The organism is Pseudanabaenaceae cyanobacterium SKYG29, assembly GCA_025055675.1.
GTDB lineage: Bacteria > Cyanobacteriota > Cyanobacteriia > Pseudanabaenales > Pseudanabaenaceae > M5B4.
Map to the genome: position 1 here is coordinate 92,207 of JANWWT010000006.1, position 19,427 is coordinate 111,633.

The 19,427-nt window shown below is 49.8% G+C and carries 23 protein-coding genes and 1 other annotated feature; of the genes, 13 read left to right on the forward strand and 10 right to left on the reverse strand.

The genetic code is table 11. From position 1 onward, the window contains the following. Positions 1-11 precede the first annotated feature (11 nt). Positions 12-932 (reverse strand): HTH domain-containing protein, encoded by a 921-nt coding sequence (locus tag NZM01_10545; protein MCS6960471.1) that lies wholly within the window; start codon positions 930-932, stop codon positions 12-14. A 249-nt stretch (positions 933-1,181) separates the two neighbouring features. Continuing rightward, the gene (locus NZM01_10550) at positions 1,182-1,412 is read right to left on the reverse strand and encodes a hypothetical protein (protein ID MCS6960472.1); all 231 of its coding nucleotides are present in this window, start codon (positions 1,410-1,412) and stop codon (positions 1,182-1,184) included. A 434-nt stretch (positions 1,413-1,846) separates the two neighbouring features. On the opposite strand from NZM01_10550, the gene NZM01_10555 reads away from it, so the two are divergent. Together NZM01_10555 and NZM01_10560 are read left to right on the forward strand one after the other, a co-directional pair. Beyond that, entirely contained in the window at positions 1,847-2,560 is a 714-nt protein-coding gene (locus NZM01_10555; protein MCS6960473.1) for a TrkA family potassium uptake protein, read from the forward strand. Further along, positions 2,550-3,404, forward strand: coding sequence for a M23 family metallopeptidase (locus NZM01_10560; GenBank protein MCS6960474.1), 855 nt, complete (start codon positions 2,550-2,552; stop codon positions 3,402-3,404). Before NZM01_10555 ends, NZM01_10560 begins: the two co-directional genes overlap by 11 nt. Here the strand turns inward: NZM01_10560 and NZM01_10565 are convergent. Beyond that, positions 3,387-4,331: an NAD-dependent epimerase/dehydratase family protein gene (locus tag NZM01_10565; protein MCS6960475.1), complete on the reverse strand. Its 945-nt coding sequence runs from the start codon at positions 4,329-4,331 to the stop codon at positions 3,387-3,389. The genes NZM01_10560 and NZM01_10565 overlap by 18 nt on opposite strands. Positions 4,332-4,478: 147 nt before the next feature. Between NZM01_10565 and secE the strand changes: the two genes are divergently transcribed. The 8 genes from secE to NZM01_10605 all read left to right on the forward strand — a co-directional run bounded on the left by secE (position 4,479) and on the right by NZM01_10605 (position 10,064). Further along, positions 4,479-4,712 (forward strand): preprotein translocase subunit SecE, encoded by a 234-nt coding sequence (secE, locus tag NZM01_10570; GenBank protein ID MCS6960476.1) that lies wholly within the window; start codon positions 4,479-4,481, stop codon positions 4,710-4,712. 3 nt (positions 4,713-4,715) lie between these two features. Beyond that, positions 4,716-5,324, forward strand: a complete 609-nt coding sequence (nusG, locus tag NZM01_10575; GenBank protein MCS6960477.1) for a transcription termination/antitermination protein NusG — start codon at positions 4,716-4,718, stop codon at positions 5,322-5,324. Beyond that, positions 5,317-5,739 (forward strand): 50S ribosomal protein L11, encoded by a 423-nt coding sequence (gene rplK / locus NZM01_10580; protein ID MCS6960478.1) that lies wholly within the window; start codon positions 5,317-5,319, stop codon positions 5,737-5,739. Before nusG ends, rplK begins: the two co-directional genes overlap by 8 nt. Positions 5,740-5,811: 72 nt before the next feature. Then, positions 5,812-6,522 (forward strand): 50S ribosomal protein L1, encoded by a 711-nt coding sequence (gene rplA, locus NZM01_10585; protein MCS6960479.1) that lies wholly within the window; start codon positions 5,812-5,814, stop codon positions 6,520-6,522. A 16-nt stretch (positions 6,523-6,538) separates the two neighbouring features. Beyond that, positions 6,539-6,675: a sequence feature (ribosomal protein L10 leader region), on the forward strand. 10 nt (positions 6,676-6,685) lie between these two features. Further along, positions 6,686-7,258 (forward strand): 50S ribosomal protein L10, encoded by a 573-nt coding sequence (rplJ, locus tag NZM01_10590; GenBank protein ID MCS6960480.1) that lies wholly within the window; start codon positions 6,686-6,688, stop codon positions 7,256-7,258. 29 nt (positions 7,259-7,287) lie between these two features. Beyond that, complete coding sequence (rplL, locus tag NZM01_10595) at positions 7,288-7,701, forward strand: 50S ribosomal protein L7/L12 (GenBank protein ID MCS6960481.1); 414 nt, start codon at positions 7,288-7,290, stop codon at positions 7,699-7,701. A 15-nt stretch (positions 7,702-7,716) separates the two neighbouring features. Continuing rightward, complete coding sequence (gene leuB / locus NZM01_10600) at positions 7,717-8,799, forward strand: 3-isopropylmalate dehydrogenase (protein MCS6960482.1); 1,083 nt, start codon at positions 7,717-7,719, stop codon at positions 8,797-8,799. 353 nt (positions 8,800-9,152) lie between these two features. Beyond that, complete coding sequence (locus NZM01_10605) at positions 9,153-10,064, forward strand: cation diffusion facilitator family transporter (protein ID MCS6960483.1); 912 nt, start codon at positions 9,153-9,155, stop codon at positions 10,062-10,064. Here the strand turns inward: NZM01_10605 and NZM01_10610 are convergent. After that, positions 10,055-10,801 (reverse strand): sulfite exporter TauE/SafE family protein, encoded by a 747-nt coding sequence (locus NZM01_10610; GenBank protein MCS6960484.1) that lies wholly within the window; start codon positions 10,799-10,801, stop codon positions 10,055-10,057. The genes NZM01_10605 and NZM01_10610 overlap by 10 nt on opposite strands. 86 nt (positions 10,802-10,887) lie before the next feature. Here NZM01_10610 and aspS point away from each other — a divergent pair, with 86 nt between their 5' ends. Continuing rightward, positions 10,888-12,666, forward strand: coding sequence for an aspartate--tRNA ligase (gene aspS / locus NZM01_10615; GenBank protein MCS6960485.1), 1,779 nt, complete (start codon positions 10,888-10,890; stop codon positions 12,664-12,666). Continuing rightward, positions 12,663-13,469, forward strand: coding sequence for a PhzF family phenazine biosynthesis protein (locus NZM01_10620; GenBank protein MCS6960486.1), 807 nt, complete (start codon positions 12,663-12,665; stop codon positions 13,467-13,469). Before aspS ends, NZM01_10620 begins: the two co-directional genes overlap by 4 nt. Here NZM01_10620 and NZM01_10625 read toward each other — a convergent pair. Together NZM01_10625 and NZM01_10630 are read right to left on the reverse strand one after the other, a co-directional pair. Beyond that, a complete protein-coding gene (locus NZM01_10625) occupies positions 13,426-13,773 on the reverse strand; it encodes a carbon dioxide-concentrating mechanism protein CcmK (GenBank protein ID MCS6960487.1) in 348 nt (115 codons plus the stop codon). The two genes, NZM01_10620 and NZM01_10625, sit on opposite strands and share 44 nt — an antisense overlap. Before the next feature lie 4 nt (positions 13,774-13,777). Continuing rightward, on the reverse strand, positions 13,778-14,089 hold the full coding sequence (locus tag NZM01_10630) for a carbon dioxide-concentrating mechanism protein CcmK (GenBank protein MCS6960488.1): 312 nt from the start codon (positions 14,087-14,089) through the stop codon (positions 13,778-13,780). Between the two features lie 201 nt (positions 14,090-14,290). On the opposite strand from NZM01_10630, the gene NZM01_10635 reads away from it, so the two are divergent. Continuing rightward, complete coding sequence (locus NZM01_10635) at positions 14,291-15,862, forward strand: transglutaminase (protein ID MCS6960489.1); 1,572 nt, start codon at positions 14,291-14,293, stop codon at positions 15,860-15,862. A gap of 196 nt (positions 15,863-16,058) precedes the next feature. On the opposite strand, the gene lipB is transcribed toward NZM01_10635, so the two are convergent. The 4 genes from lipB to glnA form a co-directional block, all read right to left on the reverse strand. Next, positions 16,059-16,754: a lipoyl(octanoyl) transferase LipB gene (gene lipB, locus NZM01_10640; GenBank protein MCS6960490.1), complete on the reverse strand. Its 696-nt coding sequence runs from the start codon at positions 16,752-16,754 to the stop codon at positions 16,059-16,061. After that, positions 16,754-17,590: a glycosyltransferase family 2 protein gene (locus tag NZM01_10645; GenBank protein ID MCS6960491.1), complete on the reverse strand. Its 837-nt coding sequence runs from the start codon at positions 17,588-17,590 to the stop codon at positions 16,754-16,756. Before NZM01_10645 ends, lipB begins: the two co-directional genes overlap by 1 nt. 3 nt (positions 17,591-17,593) lie before the next feature. Continuing rightward, entirely contained in the window at positions 17,594-17,872 is a 279-nt protein-coding gene (locus tag NZM01_10650) for a DUF4090 family protein (protein MCS6960492.1), read from the reverse strand. Positions 17,873-17,966: 94 nt separating this feature from the next. Further along, on the reverse strand, positions 17,967-19,388 hold the full coding sequence (gene glnA, locus NZM01_10655) for a type I glutamate--ammonia ligase (protein ID MCS6960493.1): 1,422 nt from the start codon (positions 19,386-19,388) through the stop codon (positions 17,967-17,969). Positions 19,389-19,427: the final 39 nt, after the last annotated feature.

The window sequence follows — 19,427 nt, forward strand, 5'->3', positions numbered from 1 at the left end:
CAAGTGCTGTACTAGCATTCTGATATTTTCCTTGCAAGAAATCCCACCAATGCATCCTTATCCATTACCTGGTCGTACATCTCTTTCCTCACTTCTTTAATACTCATGTCTGTTTTTATCCGCCACAAAAACTCACTGAAGTCTGGATTAATCCTAGATAACTTGTTTACAGTATCCCAATCAACAGTTTCTTTTGCCCTCGCTGGGAGAATAATTTCTGTAGAGTCAGGGTCACGAATATCTAACTTAATAATACCTATACCAAACGCTGTTGATAGCCTCTTTAACTCACTCATAAAGTCATCATCTTCATTGTCAATATTAGCTGCTGCCAAATATCCTTCATTTGCCCATGATGAATTGGAAACAGCCTGAAAAAATGCTTCTCGTAAATTACTAACTGACAATTCTCGCTTTAGTTCAAATGAGTAAAGCTTGACCGCAGTGTTTCCCATCATATTGCTGAGTTCTACCACTTCCCTATCCCAATCATGAAAAGGAAAGTAACAGCCAACAATGTCTGGATGAACCCATTCACCGAAGGCTTTTTTGTCTGATTTATTATGGTTGATTGTCTTTAGATACGCTTTCAAGTAATAAAAGCCATAATAAACCATCAAGGGATGCAAATCTTTTTCGAGTAAAGTTATACTCTTAGGTCTTGTTGGTGGCGGGTTTGTTCCCGTTATGTTTTGACCCTTGAGGAAAAAACGCCTTGGTCGTCCCTCAATTGTCTTAAACACTGTTGAAGGGTTATCTCGTACATCCACATAGAGTCTTGCCCCTAGGGTCTTCTCAGGTGTTTTACCTTTGTAATCAACCAGCTTGTCATAACCTTTACTTACAGCATTTTGCCAAATTTCCAACACTGTAAGGGGTTGTTTTACTTCCTTCAAAATCTTTTGCGCCATCTCTAGAAATGTCATTGACATTTTGTTATTACCTCATCGCCAGAAACAGGCCAAAAATGTATCCATGTCTATCACAATACCCTGTCTTATTTTGTAAATTCTTTCACCGACACATTATGACTGGACGCCTGACAGTAGTCATCATCTACTGCCCTCGATCGTTTTAACCTACCAGTGGCAAGCTGGGAACAATTAGCCAATGAGTTTTTACTGTAGCCAGATTGTCTGGCGTGGTGGTTGCTCACCGCCTGTAGTTCTTCCTACCCTCTGTTACTCGCTTGGCTCAGCAAATGTACAACGAATCCCTTTTTCACGACAAACTTTGCGGATTAAGGTTTTATTTTTAACTGTGCCGAACAAGTGAATGCGCAGACGGTGATGGGGATATGCCTGAGCATAAATTTGCACTTGCCCAATTGCTTGTTTCCATTGAGTTGCTCGCTTCACTTCGATCACTTCTGTCGGTGTGAGAATGTCAATCCGACCATAGGGCGTCGGCACCTCAATTTGACTCCCCGGAATCCTTTGAGCGAGATGGTCGCGAACAACAGCTTCTGGTGAAGGTTTATGCGGAGATGGGACGGTAGTAACCTGGCGGACCAACTTGCCTGCCAGTCGCTTGTAACCTGGGGGTGCTAGTACTTGCGCAATGTCAGCCCAGAGATTCATGTAATCTCGCTGCGTAATTTGTCAAGATTATAGCGCAGAAGATTGTGTGATAGGGAAAATCGGTAGCACCCACCCACTGTTAATTATTGAAGCTTTGCAGTATATATCAATTTTCAGCGTGTAAGTGCTGAGGGCAAAACTGGGCACAATTTCAACCGATCGGTTTCCCTTGCCAACGGGAAGACAAAGACTTTGCAGTAAACCTCCTAATCTGCGAGGGGCATAGCAGACGTGCTAAACTACAAAACGGTGCGAAGCCCAAAGCTGTGAACTTTTCGTCCTTGGATTTCTTTCGCAACCTCCGCAACGAAGCTCCCCGCCAGTTTGCAGTAATTGGTTTGGGGCGCTTTGGCAAAGCTGTTTGCAAAACTCTCCACTCCCAGGGCTATGAAGTCCTGGCTGCCGACAAAGACCAAGAGCGAGTAGACCAAATTTTGGCAGAGCACCTGGCTTCCCACTGTATTCAACTGGACAGCACTAACCCCCTCGCTCTCAAGGAGGCGGGCATTTTGGAATTTGAGACAGTGATTGTAGCGATTGGCAACTACTTGGAAGAGAGCATCATTACTACCCTCAATCTGAAGGAAGGGGGGGTGAAGTGGGTAGCAGCGAAAGCTTCCTCGGAAATTCACGGCACATTGTTGAAAAAAGTGGGAGCAGACCATGTGGTCTATCCTGAAGCAGAGATGGGTTGTGCCCTTGCCCGTTCCCTCACCCAACGGGGTATTCTAGAGCGGTTTGAATTAGACCCCGACCATAGCATTGTGGAAATTGTGGTACCCGAAGCCTTCAATGGTAAAACTTTATTGGAATTGAACCTCCGCCGCCGCTATGGAGTCAGTGTCCTAGCAGTAAGCCGCGATGGCAAGTTTGAAATTAACCCCGACCCCAACGTGAAATTGCAGGCAGGCTCAGCGATCGTGGTAATTGGCAAGAACAAGGACATTCAAAAATTACCCACTGTGGATCATGTCCGTTAAATTTGCTCTGCTTTCCCTGCTAGCTCTAGCCCAGGTACAGCCCGATCGGTTTTGTGCTCCGCCCCCCCTGCAACAAGTCCGCCCCCACACTGTCCAACCGGGAGAGACTCTCGCTAGCATTGCCCAGACCTACAAACTCTCCCCTGCCAGTATCATGGGCTTGAACCCCCCTGTGCGCAACGGGCAAGTCAAACCAGGGCAAATCTTACAAATTCCCCCCGCCGATGGCATCTTCCATCACCTTAAGGACGAAGAGAACTACAAAACGATCGCTCAGACCTACAACACCCGCCCCGATGTCCTGTTTGAGAAGAATGGCTGTCAGCCCAGTCCCGAAGTGGTGTTTGTCCCTGGCGTACTGTGGAAACCCAAGCCCGAACTCCCCCCCCTGCCCAACTTCACCCCCGAAAGCGCTGTTGTCATCATTGCCAGTGGCGGCTACCCTCTCCCCTACGTTGTCCCCGTCACTTCTGGTTTTGGCTGGCGCACCAATCCTGTTACGGGAGAATGGGCATTCCATAGCGGCATTGACCTTGGCGCTCCCCACGGCACACCGGTTCTAGCTACTAGCGATGGCATTGTGGAATTTGCTGATTGGGCAGGGGGCTATGGCAACTTAGTAGAAATTCGACACAGCCGCGCCCGCACCCGCTATGCTCACCTCTCCCTCATCACCGTCCGCCCAGGGCAGAAAGTTGTCCAAGGGCAACAAATCGGTCTGGTGGGATCAACAGGGCGATCGACGGGACCTCACCTCCACTTTGAAATTCTTTCCCCCACCGCTGATGGCTGGATTGCTGTCAACCCTGCCCCCTACCTCGATCGTTTAGCCCTGAGCCGCTAGGATCATATCATCTGTAGCAAAGCTAACCCCCGATCGGTCTTGTTGGAGGTAGTCCTGCTCATAGGAAGTACGTAGCCCTGAGACCAAGTCGTATTCTGGCTCCCAGTCCAGGTCATTGAGGGCTTTATCGATGGAACAGAAGAAATGTTGCAGGCGAAAGGGAAAAGCTTTGCGTTTACCAAAGTCAAATTTATCGGGGTCATAGAAAACAAACTCCAGGTCATCCGGGGATTTACCCATCGCCTCTGCGCAAGCTCTAGCAATGCCTATATAAGTGACATAGCGCATGTCCGAGATATTGTAGACTTCTCCGATCGCCTGGCTATTGCCCAACACTGCCACCATGGCTGCCGCCAAATCCGCCACATGCCCTAACTGGGTAATGAACTTACCGTCGCCGGGGATAGGAAGTGGGCGCCCCTGACTGATGCGGTCAAAAAACCACGCCTCCACATCGTTGTAATTGCCTGGACCGTAGATGTAGACAGGACGAATCGCCGTATAGGGAAACCCATTTTCCTGGTAAGCCTGGTGCAAATACATTTCCGTCTCCCACTTCCCCCTGTGACGACTCTTGGGGTCAATGGCATCCCCCTCAAAGTGGGGCAACAGCTCCGACTCCTGATACACCCCCGCCGAACTGACATAGACAAAATGACGAATCCGATCGCGGAATAACTCCACCAACGGCTGCGTATCCCTCAACTCCCTACCGCTGTTGTCAAAAATAGCATCGAAAGACTCATGGGCTAGGGCAGCCTTCAAAGCCTCAGGTTGCGTCCGATCGCAAATAATAGTACGTAGTCCAGGTACAGGCGGTGGATTATTCCCCCGGTTTAACAGCACCACCTCATGTCCCGCTGCTACTAGCAACTTCGTTAACGCCACCCCAATAAACCGCGTACCCCCCAAAATCAAAATACGCATACTCACCTCAGCAATAATTCCAGGTGGAGTTTAGCATCTACACCCCCAGGAAAAAACGATCGGGCGATCGGCTAGTTTTTGATCTACAATAGAGTTTACTGTTCAAAAGCCGTGCCATCGGCTCAATTTAGTTTGGGGGTAAAGATCATGACCAAAGGAGAAGCTAAGACAACCATACAAGAGCAAGAAAAGAAGCCAAGCTTTGTCTTAGTCGATTTTCTCCGCAACACCAAAGCAGAGTTGGACAAAGTTGTGTGGCCCACCCGCCAGCAACTGATAGCTGAATCTGCCGTGGTGATTATCATGGTTGTGATCGCTGCCCTCCTGATTACTGGAGTTGACTGGATTTTTGCCAAACTCGCCCAAATCATCTTCAAGTAGGTTATGCAGGCTGAAGCTGAAAACCCCCAAGGGTACAATTACCGTTGGTATGCCGTCCAAGTGGGGTCGGGTTGCGAAAAACGGGTGAAAATGAGCCTGGAACAGCGCATCCCCACCCTGGAGGACTACTACGAAGACCTGCGGCAAAAAATTGTCCAGATCGAAATTCCCCAAACTCCTGTGGTCAAAATCCGCAAGGATGGTTCTCGGCATACAGATCAGGAAAAGGTCTTCCCTGGCTACGTCCTGATTAGAATGCACCTGGACGATGACACCTGGCAGGTGGTAAAAAACACTCCCCATGTGATCAACTTTGTGGGCACGGAAAAGCGCCGCCAATCAGGCAAGGGCAGAGGGCATGTGGAACCCAAGCCCCTAAGTGACCAGGAGGCAGAGCGTATCTTCCGTGTAACTACAGAGCAAGAACCAGTTGTCAGGGTGGATATGGCTCCAGGAGACAAGATCAAGGTATTGGCAGGGCCGTTCAAAGATTTCTGTGGGGAAGTGATCGAAGTCAGCCCCGAACGGAACAAGCTCAAAGCCCTGCTTTCCATCTTTGGGCGGGATACGCCCGTTGAGTTAGAGTTCAATCAAGTCGAGAAAAATGGCTAAAGAAGTTGTTGCTGTTGTTAAGCTTGCCCTCACAGCAGGAAAAGCTAACCCTGCTCCCCCTGTAGGTCCCGCCCTTGGTCAGCACGGCGTAAATATCATGGCATTTTGCAAAGAATACAACGCCAAGACTCAGGACAAAGCAGGGATGATCATCCCAGTGGAAATTACTATCTACAAGGACAAAACTTTCACTTTCGTCCTCAAGACTCCCCCCGCCTCGGTGCTACTGGCTAAGGCTGCAGGTGTGAGCAAAGGCTCGGATACGCCCAACCGTAAGCGCGTCGGCACAATTACGCGGGATCAACTACGGGAAATTGCCCAAATCAAGATGCCTGACCTCAACGCCAACGACATTGAAGCAGCGATGCGCATCATCGAGGGCACAGCCCGCAATATGGGTATTGCTATCGTCTAAGTTTCTGCTATTATTAGACTTTGTTCCATTTAGGGAGGGAGGGGGTAACCCCCGTCAGTACCTCTAGGAGTTATGAAACGAGTATCCAAACGTTTTAAGCAAGCCCAAAGTCTGGTTGAAGCGCGCCCCTATGAACCCCTAGAGGCAATGAAGCTTCTTAAGCAGACAGCAACGGCGAAGTTCGTGGAATCGGCAGAAGCCCATGTCAGGTTAGGGATTGACCCCAAGTATGCTGACCAGCAGTTGCGGACGACAGTCTCTCTACCTAAGGGTACGGGTCAGACTATTCGGGTAGCGGTGATTGCCAGAGGGGAAAAGGTCTCAGAGGCAACGGCAGCAGGAGCAGATGTAGCTGGTTCAGAAGACCTCATCGACGAAATCAGCAAGGGCAGGCTGGACTTTGACCTCCTGATTGCTACGCCCGACATGATGCCCCAGGTGGCAAAGTTGGGTAAGTTACTCGGTCCTAAGGGTCTGATGCCTTCCCCCAAAGGTGGTACGGTGACTTTTGATCTGGCTACTGCTATCTCGGAGTTCAAGAAGGGTAAAGTGGAGTTCCGCGCCGATCGCACTGGTATTGTCCATGTCATGTTCGGTAAGGTGGACTTCCCGCCCGAAGATTTACTGATCAACCTCAAAGCACTGCAGGAAACGATCGACCGTAACCGTCCGTCGGGGGCGAAGGGCAAGTATTGGCGGTCACTGTATGTGGCAGCTTCCATGGGTCCATCCATCGAGGTGGACGTGCAGGCATTACGGGAAATGAAAATAGGAGGGGCATAGACGCAACAGTTGAGTGTCTCTACAACTGCATAGACCGCAGACAGCAGGGGTAGTTACTACTTAAAAGTTTCCTGCCGAGGTCATTTCCAAGGGTAATACACCTGAGGGGGTGTCTCGGTACCATTTGTGAAGCCGAGATTTTTTATTTTAAGGAGGTGAGAACATGAGCCGCAGTCTGGAGAGCAAAATTGCCTATAGGGAGGACTTAGAAAAAGAACTAAGTCAAGCCCAAATGGTGATGGTGGTAGATTTTACGGGTCTCACAGTGGCGGAAATTACGGCTCTACGGCGCAAACTCCGACCGATCGGGACTTCTGCCCGTGTTACCAAAAACACCATCATGAAAAAGGCGATCGCTGAGCAAGCCAAGTGGAAACCGATCGAGTCCTATCTCAAGGGACCGAGTGTCTGTCTATTTGTGCGCAAGGACATCGGGGAGACCCTAAAAGCCTATCAAGCCTTCGCCAAGGAAGTTAAAAAGACAGAATTACGGGGGGGAGTATTTGACGGACGCGCCTTTGCCCCTGACCAAATCAAGGCTGTAGCGGACTTGCCCCCCAAAGAAGTGCTCCTGGCTCAGATTCTGGGCTTACTCAACAATGTGCCTTCCCGTTTGGCGGGCACTGTCAAGGAAGTACCTGCATCTGTGGCGCGGAGTATCAACGAAGTCCCTGCCTCCCTGGCACGGGCAATCAAAGCCATGCAAGAAAAGCAAAGTGCTGGTCAACCTGGTTAGTTTGGTTCATTTCGTTTAAGGAGGAGATCATGTCCAGAGTACAAGAAGCGTTTGATTTGATTACCAGTCTGAGCGTGTTAGAGGCCGCTGAGCTGGTTAAGTTGATGGAGGAAAAACTGGGTATTTCTGCCGCTGCTCCCGCGGGTGTACCTATGATGGCCATGCCGGCTGTGGCTGGTGCCCCTGCTGCGGCGCCGGCGGAAGCTCCCCCTGAACCCGTAGAAGAAAAGACCGCCTTCGACTTGGTGTTGGAAGAAGTACCAGCGGACAAGAAGATTGCTGTTTTGAAGGTAGTACGGGAATTGACAGGCTTGGGTCTCAAGGAAGCCAAGGAAGCGGTGGAATCTACCCCCAAAACTGTCAAGGAAGGTATTCCCAAGGAAGAGGCAGAAAAAGCCAAGAAGCAGTTGGAAGAAGCTGGTGCCAAGGTCTCCATCAAGTAGGCAGGAGGGGTGGTCATGTATCGTATCGTTTTGCTCCCTGGGGACGGTATTGGTCCCGAAATCATGGCGGTGGCAGAAAGAGTCCTAGCTGCGATTGCCCAAAAGTTCCAGCTTGCCTTTGACTGCCAGACTGCTTTGGTGGGGGGGGCGGCGATCGATGCTGTGGGTCACCCCTTACCGCCTGCAACTCTGGAATTGTGCCAAAAATCTGATGCGGTGCTGTTAGCTGCTGTGGGGGGGGAGAAGTGGGATAGCTTGCCCAGTCACCTCCGCCCCGAACAGGCATTGCTGGGACTCCGATCGGGTCTACAATTGTTCGCCAACATCCGCCCCGCCAAAATTCTGCCCCAGCTGATCGATGCCTCTACGCTCAAACGGGAAGTAGTGGAAGGGGTGGATTTAGTAGTAGTTCGGGAGTTGACAGGGGGTATTTACTTCGGTCAACCGAAGGGCATTTTTACTGACAGTCATGGCGTGCGGCGGGGGGTCAACACTATGGCTTATTTGGAGACAGAAATCGATCGGATTGCCCATGTTGCCTTCCAAACAGCCAGGCTTCGACGAAAACAGGTTTGTTCGGTGGACAAGTCGAATGTCCTAGAAGTTTCCCAGCTCTGGCGAGAACGGGTGACAGCTGTTAGCCAAGCATATCCTGATGTAACTCTGACCCATATGTATGTGGATAACTGTGCCATGCAGTTGGTGCGTAACCCCCGCCAGTTTGATGTGATTTTAACAGGAAACCTATTTGGCGACATTCTGTCTGATGAAGCTGCCATGCTGACAGGGAGTATTGGTATGTTGCCCTCTGCCAGTTTGGGGGAAGCAGGTAAACCAGGTCTATTTGAGCCTGTCCATGGTTCTGCCCCTGACATCGCTGGTAAAGACATCGCTAACCCGATCGCTCAAGTCCTGAGTGTGGCGATGATGCTGCGCTACGGACTCCAACAACCGCAGGCTGCTGATGCCATTGAACTAGCCGTTAGTCAAGTCCTCGATCAGGGTAAACGTACAGGCGATATTATGGCTCCTGGTTGTGAACGGGTTGGCTGCCAGGCAATGGGAGAAGCGATCGTGGCTCAAATTCAGGCTTTGTAATTCCTAACTTAGTCCTTGTCGTTATATATCTTCCAATTCTTGCCCAGATAACACTAGATGAAGGTGTTCTCACAAAAACTGGGATGGCAAGGGTTTTATAATGTGACAAGAGAAATAATAGGGGCTATTACTATCAGTTTGTGGGTGCAGTAGGGTCGATTGCTTTAACTTTGTCAGTAAACTAGAGATAGATGAGTACAGGTATCAGCCACTGACCGTGCCAGAACTTTTGCCGTGCCCCAGGGTAAACACCTTTCCTGTGTTACCCATAGAATTTAGGGAGCGTTGCCATCATTCTAGGTAGGAATTGGCAGTGCTGTTGTACTAGAAACCTGCAGATTACTGTTAATGGTATGGGTGGACAAATACAGCCTGATAACCGCTCGATCGTGCAGCGGGTCTTATTAATTACTTTGGGGTTAAATCTGGCAGTTTTATGCTTAAAATTGGCAGTGAGCTGGGCAACAGGTTCATTGAGCTTATTCGCTGATGCTTTGCACAGTGTCACCGATAGTGCAAACAATATTGTGGGGCTAATTGCCGTTAGGTTTGCTTCCCCCAGACCCGATCGGGAACATCCCTATGGTCACCACAAGTTTGAGGCAGTGGGAGCCTTTGCTATTGCTGCCTTTTTAGGAGTTGCCTGTTTAGAGATTATTAGGGGAGCAATTAGTAGTCTGGTTGAGCAAAAACACACTGTCAGTTTGGGGAAATTTGACCTTGCTTTGTTACTACTGGTACTAGCAGTCAACATTTTTGTGGCTTGGTATGAGCGGTGGGTGGGCAAAAAGATCAATAGTCCAATCCTGCTCGCTGATGCCCATCACACTTTGGGGGATATTTGGGTCACGATCGGTGTAATTATGAGCCTAGTTATCGTCAGCAGTGGTATAGACTATTTGCAATGGCTGGATGTGATTGTGGCAATTCCTGTGACTGGTCTAGTACTATGGAGTGGCTATCAAATTTTGCAAGCTAATTTACCTATACTGGTTGACCAGGCAGCTATTCCCCCGGAAAAAATCTATGACCTGGTCATGACGGTGGAGGGAGTAATTAACTGCCATGATATAGCTTCTAGGGGAATATTGGGACAACAAGTGTTTATTGAAATGCACATCGTGGTTGCGGTAGAGGACATAGCCACTGCCCACAGCATCACTGATAAAATTGAAGCAATCCTCGACAGTAACTATGCCCCTGTAAGAGTGACTATCCACGTGGAACCGCCCGATTTTATCTCCGATCGGATTACCTATGAGTAGTGATAGAAGCGATCGGAAACCAGCATACCTACTGCCAGGCAGATTAACAGTAAGCGGATAATTTGTTTGAAGCGATCGGGTTGAATTTTAGCCCCCCAATACTCGCCGATAAACGTACCGGCTACCGAGGCAGGGATAGTATAGAAAAAGTATTGCCAGACGGGGAAGGTAAGTAACCCCGACACTTGATAGGCTAGCAAAGAAATCGCACCCGTGATACCGAAATAAGCGGGTAGGTTGCTGCGGAATTCATCCTTATTCCAATCCTGCAGACTGGCCCAAATTACCAAGGGAGGGCCGTTACTACTCAGAGCCGCCCCCAGACAGCCGGCAACAAATCCTACTGCCATTCCCCACCAGTTGGATAGATGTAAATGCACTTCCGGTTGCCAGTAGGAATAGACAGAGTAGGAAATGATGAGCACAGCCAAACCAAATTTGAGCACATCAAGGGGGGTGTAGTCCAAAATTAACACACCAAAAGGTATACCCAAAATCGCCCCCAAAACTAGGGGAAGGAGATACTGGGCGCGGAAATATTGCCTTAAACTAAACACTAAACGGGAGTTGATCACCAAACCCGACAGGGTAACCAGAGGTGCAACGATTTTAGCGTTATCTAGGAGGAGGAGCAGGCTAGGTACAGCAATCAGAGAAGAACCAAATCCTACCAAAGCCTGAACTAGGGAGGCGACGAAGGCAATCACCTCCAGCAAGACAAAAGATTCGAAGGACATAAACCTAGGGGACAGGGGACGCTAAAGGCTATTATAGGGACACGTTGTTGTCGTTTCTTTGTTCTGTTTACCGACCTATTTACTGTATGCGTACTCACTATTGCGGACATCTCCAGGAAGCCCATATCGATCAAATTGTGTCTGTCTGTGGCTGGATCGATCGTACCCGTGATCACGGCGGCGTTATCTTTTTAGACGTGCGGGACCGCAGTGGCATTGTCCAAGTAGTGAGTGACCCCAGTCGGACACCTGAGTCTTATCCCGTTGCCGGGCAAGTGCGCAATGAATATGTGGTGCGGGTAACAGGGAAGGTTTTGGCGCGCCCCCTTGATTCCATCAACCCCAAACTGGCGTCAGGTAAGATAGAAATCTATGCCGATCGGATCGAGATTCTCAACCCTGTCCATCGTTCCTTACCTTTTCTCATCTCCGACACAGGGGAAGTGCGGGAGGAACTGCGCCTCAAGTATCGCTATTTGGACTTACGCAGCGAGAGATTAGCCAACAATCTGAATTTACGCTGTGAAGTAGTCAAAGTCATCCGCCGTTACTTAGAAGATGAATGCGGCTTTCGCGAAGTAGAAACACCCATCCTCTGTCGCTCGACCCCCGAGGGAGCTAGGGATTATCTTGTGCCCAGTCGCGTCCACCCAGGGGAATGGTATGCCCTGCCCCAGTCACCCCAGTTGTTTAAGCAGTTGTTGATGGTGGGGGGTTGGGACCGCTATTACCAGATTGCCAGATGTTTTCGCGATGAAGACTTAAGAGCCGATCGGCAACCAGAGTTTACCCAACTGGATATGGAGATGAGCTTCATGTCCCAGGAAGAAATCCTGCAGTTGAATGAGGGGCTAATCCGTCACATTTTTAAGAAAATCAAGGGTATTGACCTGCCACCCTTTCCCCGTCTGACTTATAAAGAGGCAATGGACCGCTATGGCTGCGATCGTCCGGATACCAGGTTTGGTTTGGAATTGGTGGATGTCTCTGATTTATTTGCCAACTCTAGCTTCAAAGTGTTCAGCAGTGCCGTAGCAGCGGGGGGCATTGTCAAAGTGTTGCCCGTGCCAGGGGGAGATAGTGCCATTTCCAATACCCGCATCAAACCAGGGGGTGACCTGGCTAATTTGGTGGCTCAGTATGGTGCTAAGGGACTAGCTTTTATCCGCGTGCGTCCAGGGGAAACGATCGATGCCATCGGTGCTTTGAAAGACAGTCTCACCCCTGAAATAAAAGCAGAGTTACTACGGCGGACGCAGGCAGAAGCAGGGCATCTGTTATTGTTTGGGGCAGGACCGAGTGGGATCGTCAACGAATCCCTCAATCGTCTGCGGTTAGCTCTGGGCAAGGAGTTGGGTTTGATCGATGAAAACAAAATCCACATCCTGTGGGTAACAGACTTTCCCATGTTCGAATGGAATGAAGAAGAACAACGCTTGGAAGCTCTCCATCACCCCTTTACTTCCCCCAACCCGGAAGACCTCAAAGACGGTAAGCCCCTAGGCCTAGAAACCCGTGCCCTGGCTTATGATCTAATTTTCAATGGCATAGAGGTGGGGGGTGGTTCTCTCCGTATTTACCAAAGGGATATACAGGAAAAGGTTTTCGCTGCCATTGGTCTTTCCCAGGAAGAAGCGAGGGATAAGTTTGGCTTTTTACTCGATGCCTTTGACTTTGGGACACCCCCCCACGGCGGCATTGCCTACGGTCTCGATCGTTTAGTCATGCTCTTGGCTGGTGTTGATACAATCCGAGATGTGATTGCCTTCCCCAAAACCCAGCAGGCAAGGGATTTACTCACTGAGGCTCCTGCCAGAGTGACAGACAAACAACTGAAAGAATTACATGTCAAATCCCTAGCATGATTCCGATTTACTACGTAGATGCCTTTACCGATCGTCTATTTACAGGCAACCCAGCAGCAGTCTGTATTTTGGCGGAGTGGTTACCCGATGCAGTTTTACAGGCGATTGCGGCAGAAAACAATCTCTCGGAGACCGCCTTTGTCGTACCCCAAGAAGAGAGGTGGGAACTGCGATGGTTTACGCCGACTACGGAAGTGGATTTGTGCGGTCATGCTACCCTAGCGACAGCTCACGTTTTGTTCCATCATTACTGTTGCCAGGGGGAGCGCCTAATTTTTCACACTAAAAGCGGTGATTTAACTGTCCTGCAGGCTGGAGATTTCCTTACCCTAGATTTCCCTGCTCTGCCCCCCCGCCCCTGCTCTTATCCTTCTTTGTTAGTGGCAGCCCTGGGAGAACCACCCCTAGAGGTACTCTGTAGTCACGACTATTTAGTGGTGTATGACCAGGAAGAAACGATCGTTAACCTAAGACCTGACCTGGCATTACTGCCACAGCTAGATTTGCGGGGAGTGATTATCACAGCTAGGGGAAAAGAGGTAGATTTTGTCAGTCGCTTCTTTGCGCCCAAGTTAGGCATCCCTGAGGACCCGGTGACAGGTTCTGCCCACTGCACCCTCATACCCTACTGGGGGGGAAAACTAGGCAAGGGGAGATTAAAAGCCCGCCAACTTTCCCGGCGGGGTGGTTACCTAGAGGGAGAACTGCAGGGGGAAAGGGTGCTCCTCGCCGGACAAGCAGTCACCTATATGCAAGGAACTATTGACTGCCCGCTAAGCGCAAACCTTCCACCGACTCCCTGAATTTTTGCACACTGGCGGAGAAATCGATCGGTAATACCGCCACCACATTTTCATGGGGACGGGGAATAATTACCCAGGATTCCAGCACACCACCGTAGCAGCTTTCTGCCGCCACAACCCCTGCATCCATTGCCATCTTCACTTCTGAGACATCGCCGCGGATCATAACGCAAAACCGGGCACTGCCACAGCGCAAATAGCCCACCAGGACAACCCGACCTGCCTTGACCATCGCATCTGCGGCGGCTAATACGCCAGGAAAGCCTTTTGTTTCTAATGCGCCGACTGCCTGTTGACCTGCCATATTGTTAGTTCTCCATAAATGCCTGGACTTTTTCACTAAAGTTAATGGGTAACACTTCTACCACATTGTCAGTGGGGTTAGGAATAATGTAATAGGTGATAACCTGACCGCCGTGGGAGTTGTTGCCCGCCTCGATCCCCGCTGCCACCGCCCGCTTTACCTCTGCCACAATACCTCTTACCGCCACAAAAAAGCGCGCACTTTCCGCCATTTCAAAACTGACCAGGGTTACTCTTCCCGCCTTGAGCATGGCATCCGCGGCTGCCAATACCGCAGGAAACCCCTGGGTTTCAATTACACCAACTGCTAGAGCCATTTTGCTAAAACAGACATCGTAGTTATTTTAGAACTGATGCCCAGGTTTTGGGGTATTTTTGTCAGTTTAGCAACAGTGATAAAGCAGATTTGCCAAAATTATGAACTACCTTTTACACTCCTAGACCCATCGCTGTTTGTATTGAACCTAGACCGAGGGAATTTTGCAGTATCTTAAAGACTAGCTGTTAACGGATTGCCTATGCTCCCCTCTCCCATCTATCCCTATCCTGCCTATAGCTTGCGTGGACTAGCCTGGTATCAGGGGAAAGCGGTCTGTGTGGATAGCTATCGTGGCTACTTGTTGGTAATTGATCCCCAAACGGAAAGCACGATCGTGATCAACCAACTTACCACGCGGGAATTTGTGGATGTGACGGATATAGCCATCAGTGAGCAGACAGTCTGGGTAGTGCGGGGTAGACAAATCAACTATTGTCAATGGGGGGACTTCTGTCTACAGCTGTATTTAGAACTGCCGGAACCCGTAGAGGGGATTACCGTCTCAGAAGGGGGGGTTTACGTCAGTTGTAGCAAGAAGGGGGAGATTTTAGTATTTGGGCGCTCTACCCGTAATCTACTCCGCCGTATACCCGCCCCTGGGCAGGGGGAGGAAAAACTAACCTTGCGGGGGCAGGAACTGTGGGTAGCTGATAATCTAGAGGAAACCATCTATTGCCTAGACAGTAAAACCGGCTATATCCGTCACCGTGCCCTCACTCCCTATCCCCACCCCCAGGGCTTAGATTTTCACAAAGACCACCTCTATGTGTTACAGAGTGGAAGGGAATTCTACGTCCGTGACAATCCCAATGACCCTCGCCATCCAGAGATAGAAGAGCGGGATAAGTCCTTCATTTACCCCCAAGTAGTTATTCCCAAGGGCAAATATACCCTCTCTAATGGCTATCTGGTGGAAATGACCTATGTGGAGGAAATTCTGCCTGAAGAACCGCGCACTGTTGACCACCTCACTTGGAAAATTGCTCTGCCTGCCAATACCCACCGCCAAAAGTTACGATCGGTAAAGTTTATGGGACATCCGTTTCAGACCGAGGAGGTAGGAGACCAACAGGTCGCCGTTTTTACCCTGGGGAAATTATTACCCCATCAGCGTTGTTGTTTTGGCTGGAAGGCGGTCTTGGAACTGCGGGGCATTAAGTACGAAATTGACACGACCCAACTGGAACCCCAGCCCGTACCGCCAGACTTGCAAGCCCGCTATTTAGTGGATGACGATGACTTGAGCATGGACCACCCTGTGGTGCGGGAAGCTGCCAGAGAAGCGGTAGGGGATGCCCAGGATGTGGTAACCAAAATGCTCAACATTCGCAACTATGTCTACGATCGGTTGGAATACCGCATGGAGTCCTTTGACAGCCCTGAGGTGGTGCTGAGACGGGGTTATGGCGGCTGCGGCGAGTATGTGGGAGTCCTACTGGCATTAGCGCGCCTCAATGGTATTCCCTGTCGCACAGTGGGGCGCTATAAATGCCCGCAAGTGGCGGAACAGAAGGGTGTAATTTTGCATCAATACTACAACCACGTCTGGCTGGAGTTTTATATACCAGGTTATGGCTGGGTGCCTCTGGAATCTAATCCCGACGACACTGGTCGTCCCCCCTATCCCACCCGCTTCTTTATGGGGTTACCCTGGTATCATGTGGAGCTAGGTAAGGGCATCCCCTTTGAAACGATCGAGCCGGCTGACCTCTCTATTGGCTCCCTTGCCATCAACCACATTCGCTTTCGTATCTTGGAGGAATTGGATTGAAGGCGTAGGATTGACATTGGTTGTAGGGGAACTAGCCAAATTTGGCATGGCTTTCCAGTGCTTTACTGTTAAGGACATCCCGCTTCTATTCACTTTGTTAATCTGGCAAAATTCCCCAAGGTAGTAAAACTTTGTTTTGCGTGCCAAGTAATATGAGGCTGATCAGAATTGCTTACCTATTTTTGTCCAACCCCATCTAGTTCTTGTTGCCAACTCTGTCAGTATTTTGGCGAAAAGCTTGTGCGTCTGCCATAGCAGCAAAGACCTGAGACTCGGTTAACTTAGATTTTAGAAAGACGCTGACAAACTGTTTTTCCACTACATCTTTGATAGTTTCCATATCCACAGAGAGGAAGTCTACTACATTGGCAACTGGACAATCAGGAATACCACAGGGCACGATCGGTTGAAATCCCTCCTTATCCACACTGACATTGAGGGCAAAACCATGCATCGTAATCCAGCGACTGACCTTGATACCGATTTGGGCAATTTTCCCTGTCTCCACCCATACTCCCGTCAAACCTGGTCTTCTTTCTGCCTGGATACCAAGTGTTGCCAGTGCCTGGATGATTACCTCTTCCAAACTTCTGAGATACCAATGTAAATCAGGTTGATAATGGCGCAGATTGACAATAGGATAACCCACCAACTGACCAGGGGCATGGTAAGTCACTTCTCCCCCCCGTTCCGTCTTGATGTAGTCCACGGATTGTTTGAAAAATGCCAAATTACTACCTTGACCGATCGTGTATACCGCTGGATGCTCCAATAGCAGCAAGACATCTGGCAGATGGGGGTTTTGTTTCCGCTCCTGCACCAATTCTTTTTGCCATTGCCATGCCAGGTGATAGGGAATCAAGGGGCGACAGCGATAGACCAACAGGGTCATTACTTCTTCTCAAAAGTTAGCCAGGTCAAGAGGAAATACAAACTCTGCACCAAAAAGCCAAACAGCCCCCACAGGTGGTAACGGTACCACAAGATATAAAACTTAGCTTTCAGATTGAAGGGAGACTTAGGATGGAAAAAAACTGCCCTAAAACTGCGGTCATTCGTCTGCTGCAAATACTTAGGAAAAGGAGGGACAAACTGATAACTACTGAGCACAGTTGCCATCGCCGTTCCTAGAATGATCCCCTTGTACCCCGCCCTAGTTGCCCGCAATGTGTAAATAGTATCAGCGCCATAGTTAGGAATTTGTCTGGGATTGGGCGTGCCAATCTTGTCGACGATCGAGCTGGGAAAACCCACACAAAAACCATACATACTCTCTACCAACACATCTTGCCCCTCCCTGAAGGCAATCGGCGTGCCCCCCCGTAAACCCGTAGGCAGCAAACGGGCATCTGTTTCGCTATAGCAACTGGCACTGACATAGGCACGCTCCTGACCCCGCAAATATTTCAGCAATTGGGTCAAAGTATCAGGGGCAGGTAGACAATCGGGTAACAACCAAAAAATATACTTAGTATCCAGGGTATGAGCATATTCCATGCCCCTAGCGATCGCTCCTGCCCAGTACAAACTCCCATCCCCCCGCAACAGGGTCACATTCCCGTAGCGCTGCCGAATAGAAGCTTCTGTCCCGTCCGTAGAGCCATCGTCTACGACAATTACTTCAAAGCGATTTAATTCCCCCAACTTTTGCAAGTGATCAAGACAGCGGAGAGTAACCTGCTTACGGTTTTGCACAGGAATAATCAGACAGGGGAGAGACTCTGCCACAGATTAATCTCCGTAGTAAAAGGCAATCTCCTTGTCTTTGAGGGGCGCAAACCCCGCCTCCACCAGCATGCTATTTAATTCCGCTTGGGGGATATGCTTTGCCCCAATCCTGACAATCCGCGATCGCATTGTATTCTTCACACCGCTGCGTTGCCGCCCTGCCTCTAGTTCCATGACCTTGTGATAGAGAGCTAACATGGCGGGGGGAATGGGTGTGCCGTCAAAGTCCACGCCTTGGGCAATGGCTTGGTCGACTGCATCAGCACCTGTACTCATAGTCATTCAAGATAGGCTTTGCCGTATTTTACCACTTAAAGGAAAAACTCCCCTGGCAGTCAGGAGAGCTAGTGGGACGGTAACTATGACAGACAACAATTCAACAATCGTAGTACAGGGCAAATTCGTAGGGGTGGGGACGGATACTAACAGGGATAACCTCTGTGTCCAGTTTGTAGGAAATCCAGGTTTTAATTAAATCTTCCGAGAAGACATTGCCCTGCAACAGGAATTGGTGGTCTTTCTCTAGGTTTTCTAGCGCTTCCAACAGAGAACCAGGGGTAGAGGGAATCGTAGCTAGTTCCTCAGGGGAAAGGGAATAAATATCCTTATCCATGGGTGCCCCAGGGTCGATCTCATTTTTAATGCCATCAATTCCTGCCAACAGCATAGCCGCAAAGGCAAGATAGGGGTTACAGCTAGCATCAGGGCAGCGGAACTCTAACCGTTTCGCCTTGGGATTGGTGCCCGTGAGAGGAATACGGATGGAAGCCGATCGGTTGCCCTGGGAGTACGCCAAGTTAACAGGAGCTTCGTAGCCAGGCACTAGCCGCTTGTAGGAATTAGTAGTCGGGTTAGTGATTGCCAGCAGAGCAGGAGCGTGTTTGAGGAGACCACCGATATAATGCAGCGCCAGTTTACTCAAGTTGGCATAGCCGTCACCGTAGAAGGTGGGTTGCCCGTTCTTCCAGATAGATTGATGGGTGTGCATCCCCGAACCATTGTCCCCAAACAGGGGCTTGGGCATAAAGGTGACTGTCTTACCATGCTTCTTGGCAACATTTTTAATCACATACTTGTAGGTCATCAGGTAGTCTGCTGCCTCCACCAGCGAAGCAAACCGGAAGCCTAATTCTGCCTGTCCTCCCGTCCCCACCTCGTGGTGGTGCTTTTCAATGGGCAAACCGCACTTCTGCATTGTGAGTAACATTTCGGTGCGGATGTCTTGGTAAATATCAGAAGGGGAAACAGGGAAATAGCCCTGCTTGTTGCGAATCTTGTAACCAAGGTTGCCATTGGCTTCCTTACGCCCTGTATTCCAGAGACCTTCCGCCGAATCCACTTCGTAGTGACCAAAATTGATGCCTTGGTCGTAGGTCACGCTGTCAAAAATATAAAACTCCGCTTCCGGACCAAAGTAAGCCTCATCCCCGATGCCAGTTGCACGCAGGAACTCGATCGCTTTTTGGGCAATACTGCGGGGGCACCGCTCGTAAGCTTGACCGCTGCGGGGTTCTTTGATACTGCAGATCATACTGAGGGTGGGAACTTCCATGAAGGGGTCAATCCAGGCAGTATTGGGGTCAGGTACCATTGCCATATCCGATTCATTAATGGTCTTCCACCCGCGAATACTAGAGCCATCGAAGGGTACGCCGTCCGTGAAGGAAGATTCCGATAACTGGTCGTAATAACAGCTAAAATGTTGCCAAATTCCAGGGAGATCAATAAACTTGAGGTCGATCATCTGGATATTTTGGTCGCGAATCATGCGCAGAATGTCATCGGGGGTCTTGGTCATGGGGTCTTTTCCTTACTGTTGTGATGCTTCATCCTAAAC

Coding starts and splice junctions, on each gene's coding strand:
- glnA (MCS6960493.1), bottom strand. CDS start 19,388: ATGACCAAGACCCCCGATGACATTCTGCGCATGATTCGCGACCAAAAT.
- NZM01_10625 (MCS6960487.1), bottom strand. CDS start 13,773: ATGGCAGGTCAACAGGCAGTCGGCGCATTAGAAACAAAAGGCTTTCCT.
- NZM01_10565 (MCS6960475.1), bottom strand. CDS start 4,331: ATGCGTATTTTGATTTTGGGGGGTACGCGGTTTATTGGGGTGGCGTTA.
- NZM01_10620 (MCS6960486.1), top strand. CDS start 12,663: ATGATTCCGATTTACTACGTAGATGCCTTTACCGATCGTCTATTTACA.
- NZM01_10545 (MCS6960471.1), bottom strand. CDS start 932: ATGTCAATGACATTTCTAGAGATGGCGCAAAAGATTTTGAAGGAAGTA.
- rplL (MCS6960481.1), top strand. CDS start 7,288: ATGTCCAGAGTACAAGAAGCGTTTGATTTGATTACCAGTCTGAGCGTG.
- secE (MCS6960476.1), top strand. CDS start 4,479: ATGACCAAAGGAGAAGCTAAGACAACCATACAAGAGCAAGAAAAGAAG.
- nusG (MCS6960477.1), top strand. CDS start 4,716: ATGCAGGCTGAAGCTGAAAACCCCCAAGGGTACAATTACCGTTGGTAT.
- NZM01_10560 (MCS6960474.1), top strand. CDS start 2,550: ATGTCCGTTAAATTTGCTCTGCTTTCCCTGCTAGCTCTAGCCCAGGTA.
- NZM01_10630 (MCS6960488.1), bottom strand. CDS start 14,089: ATGGCTCTAGCAGTTGGTGTAATTGAAACCCAGGGGTTTCCTGCGGTA.
- rplA (MCS6960479.1), top strand. CDS start 5,812: ATGAAACGAGTATCCAAACGTTTTAAGCAAGCCCAAAGTCTGGTTGAA.
- rplJ (MCS6960480.1), top strand. CDS start 6,686: ATGAGCCGCAGTCTGGAGAGCAAAATTGCCTATAGGGAGGACTTAGAA.
- NZM01_10650 (MCS6960492.1), bottom strand. CDS start 17,872: ATGACTATGAGTACAGGTGCTGATGCAGTCGACCAAGCCATTGCCCAA.
- lipB (MCS6960490.1), bottom strand. CDS start 16,754: ATGACCCTGTTGGTCTATCGCTGTCGCCCCTTGATTCCCTATCACCTG.
- leuB (MCS6960482.1), top strand. CDS start 7,717: ATGTATCGTATCGTTTTGCTCCCTGGGGACGGTATTGGTCCCGAAATC.
- NZM01_10610 (MCS6960484.1), bottom strand. CDS start 10,801: ATGTCCTTCGAATCTTTTGTCTTGCTGGAGGTGATTGCCTTCGTCGCC.
- rplK (MCS6960478.1), top strand. CDS start 5,317: ATGGCTAAAGAAGTTGTTGCTGTTGTTAAGCTTGCCCTCACAGCAGGA.
- NZM01_10635 (MCS6960489.1), top strand. CDS start 14,291: ATGCTCCCCTCTCCCATCTATCCCTATCCTGCCTATAGCTTGCGTGGA.
- aspS (MCS6960485.1), top strand. CDS start 10,888: ATGCGTACTCACTATTGCGGACATCTCCAGGAAGCCCATATCGATCAA.
- NZM01_10605 (MCS6960483.1), top strand. CDS start 9,153: ATGGGTGGACAAATACAGCCTGATAACCGCTCGATCGTGCAGCGGGTC.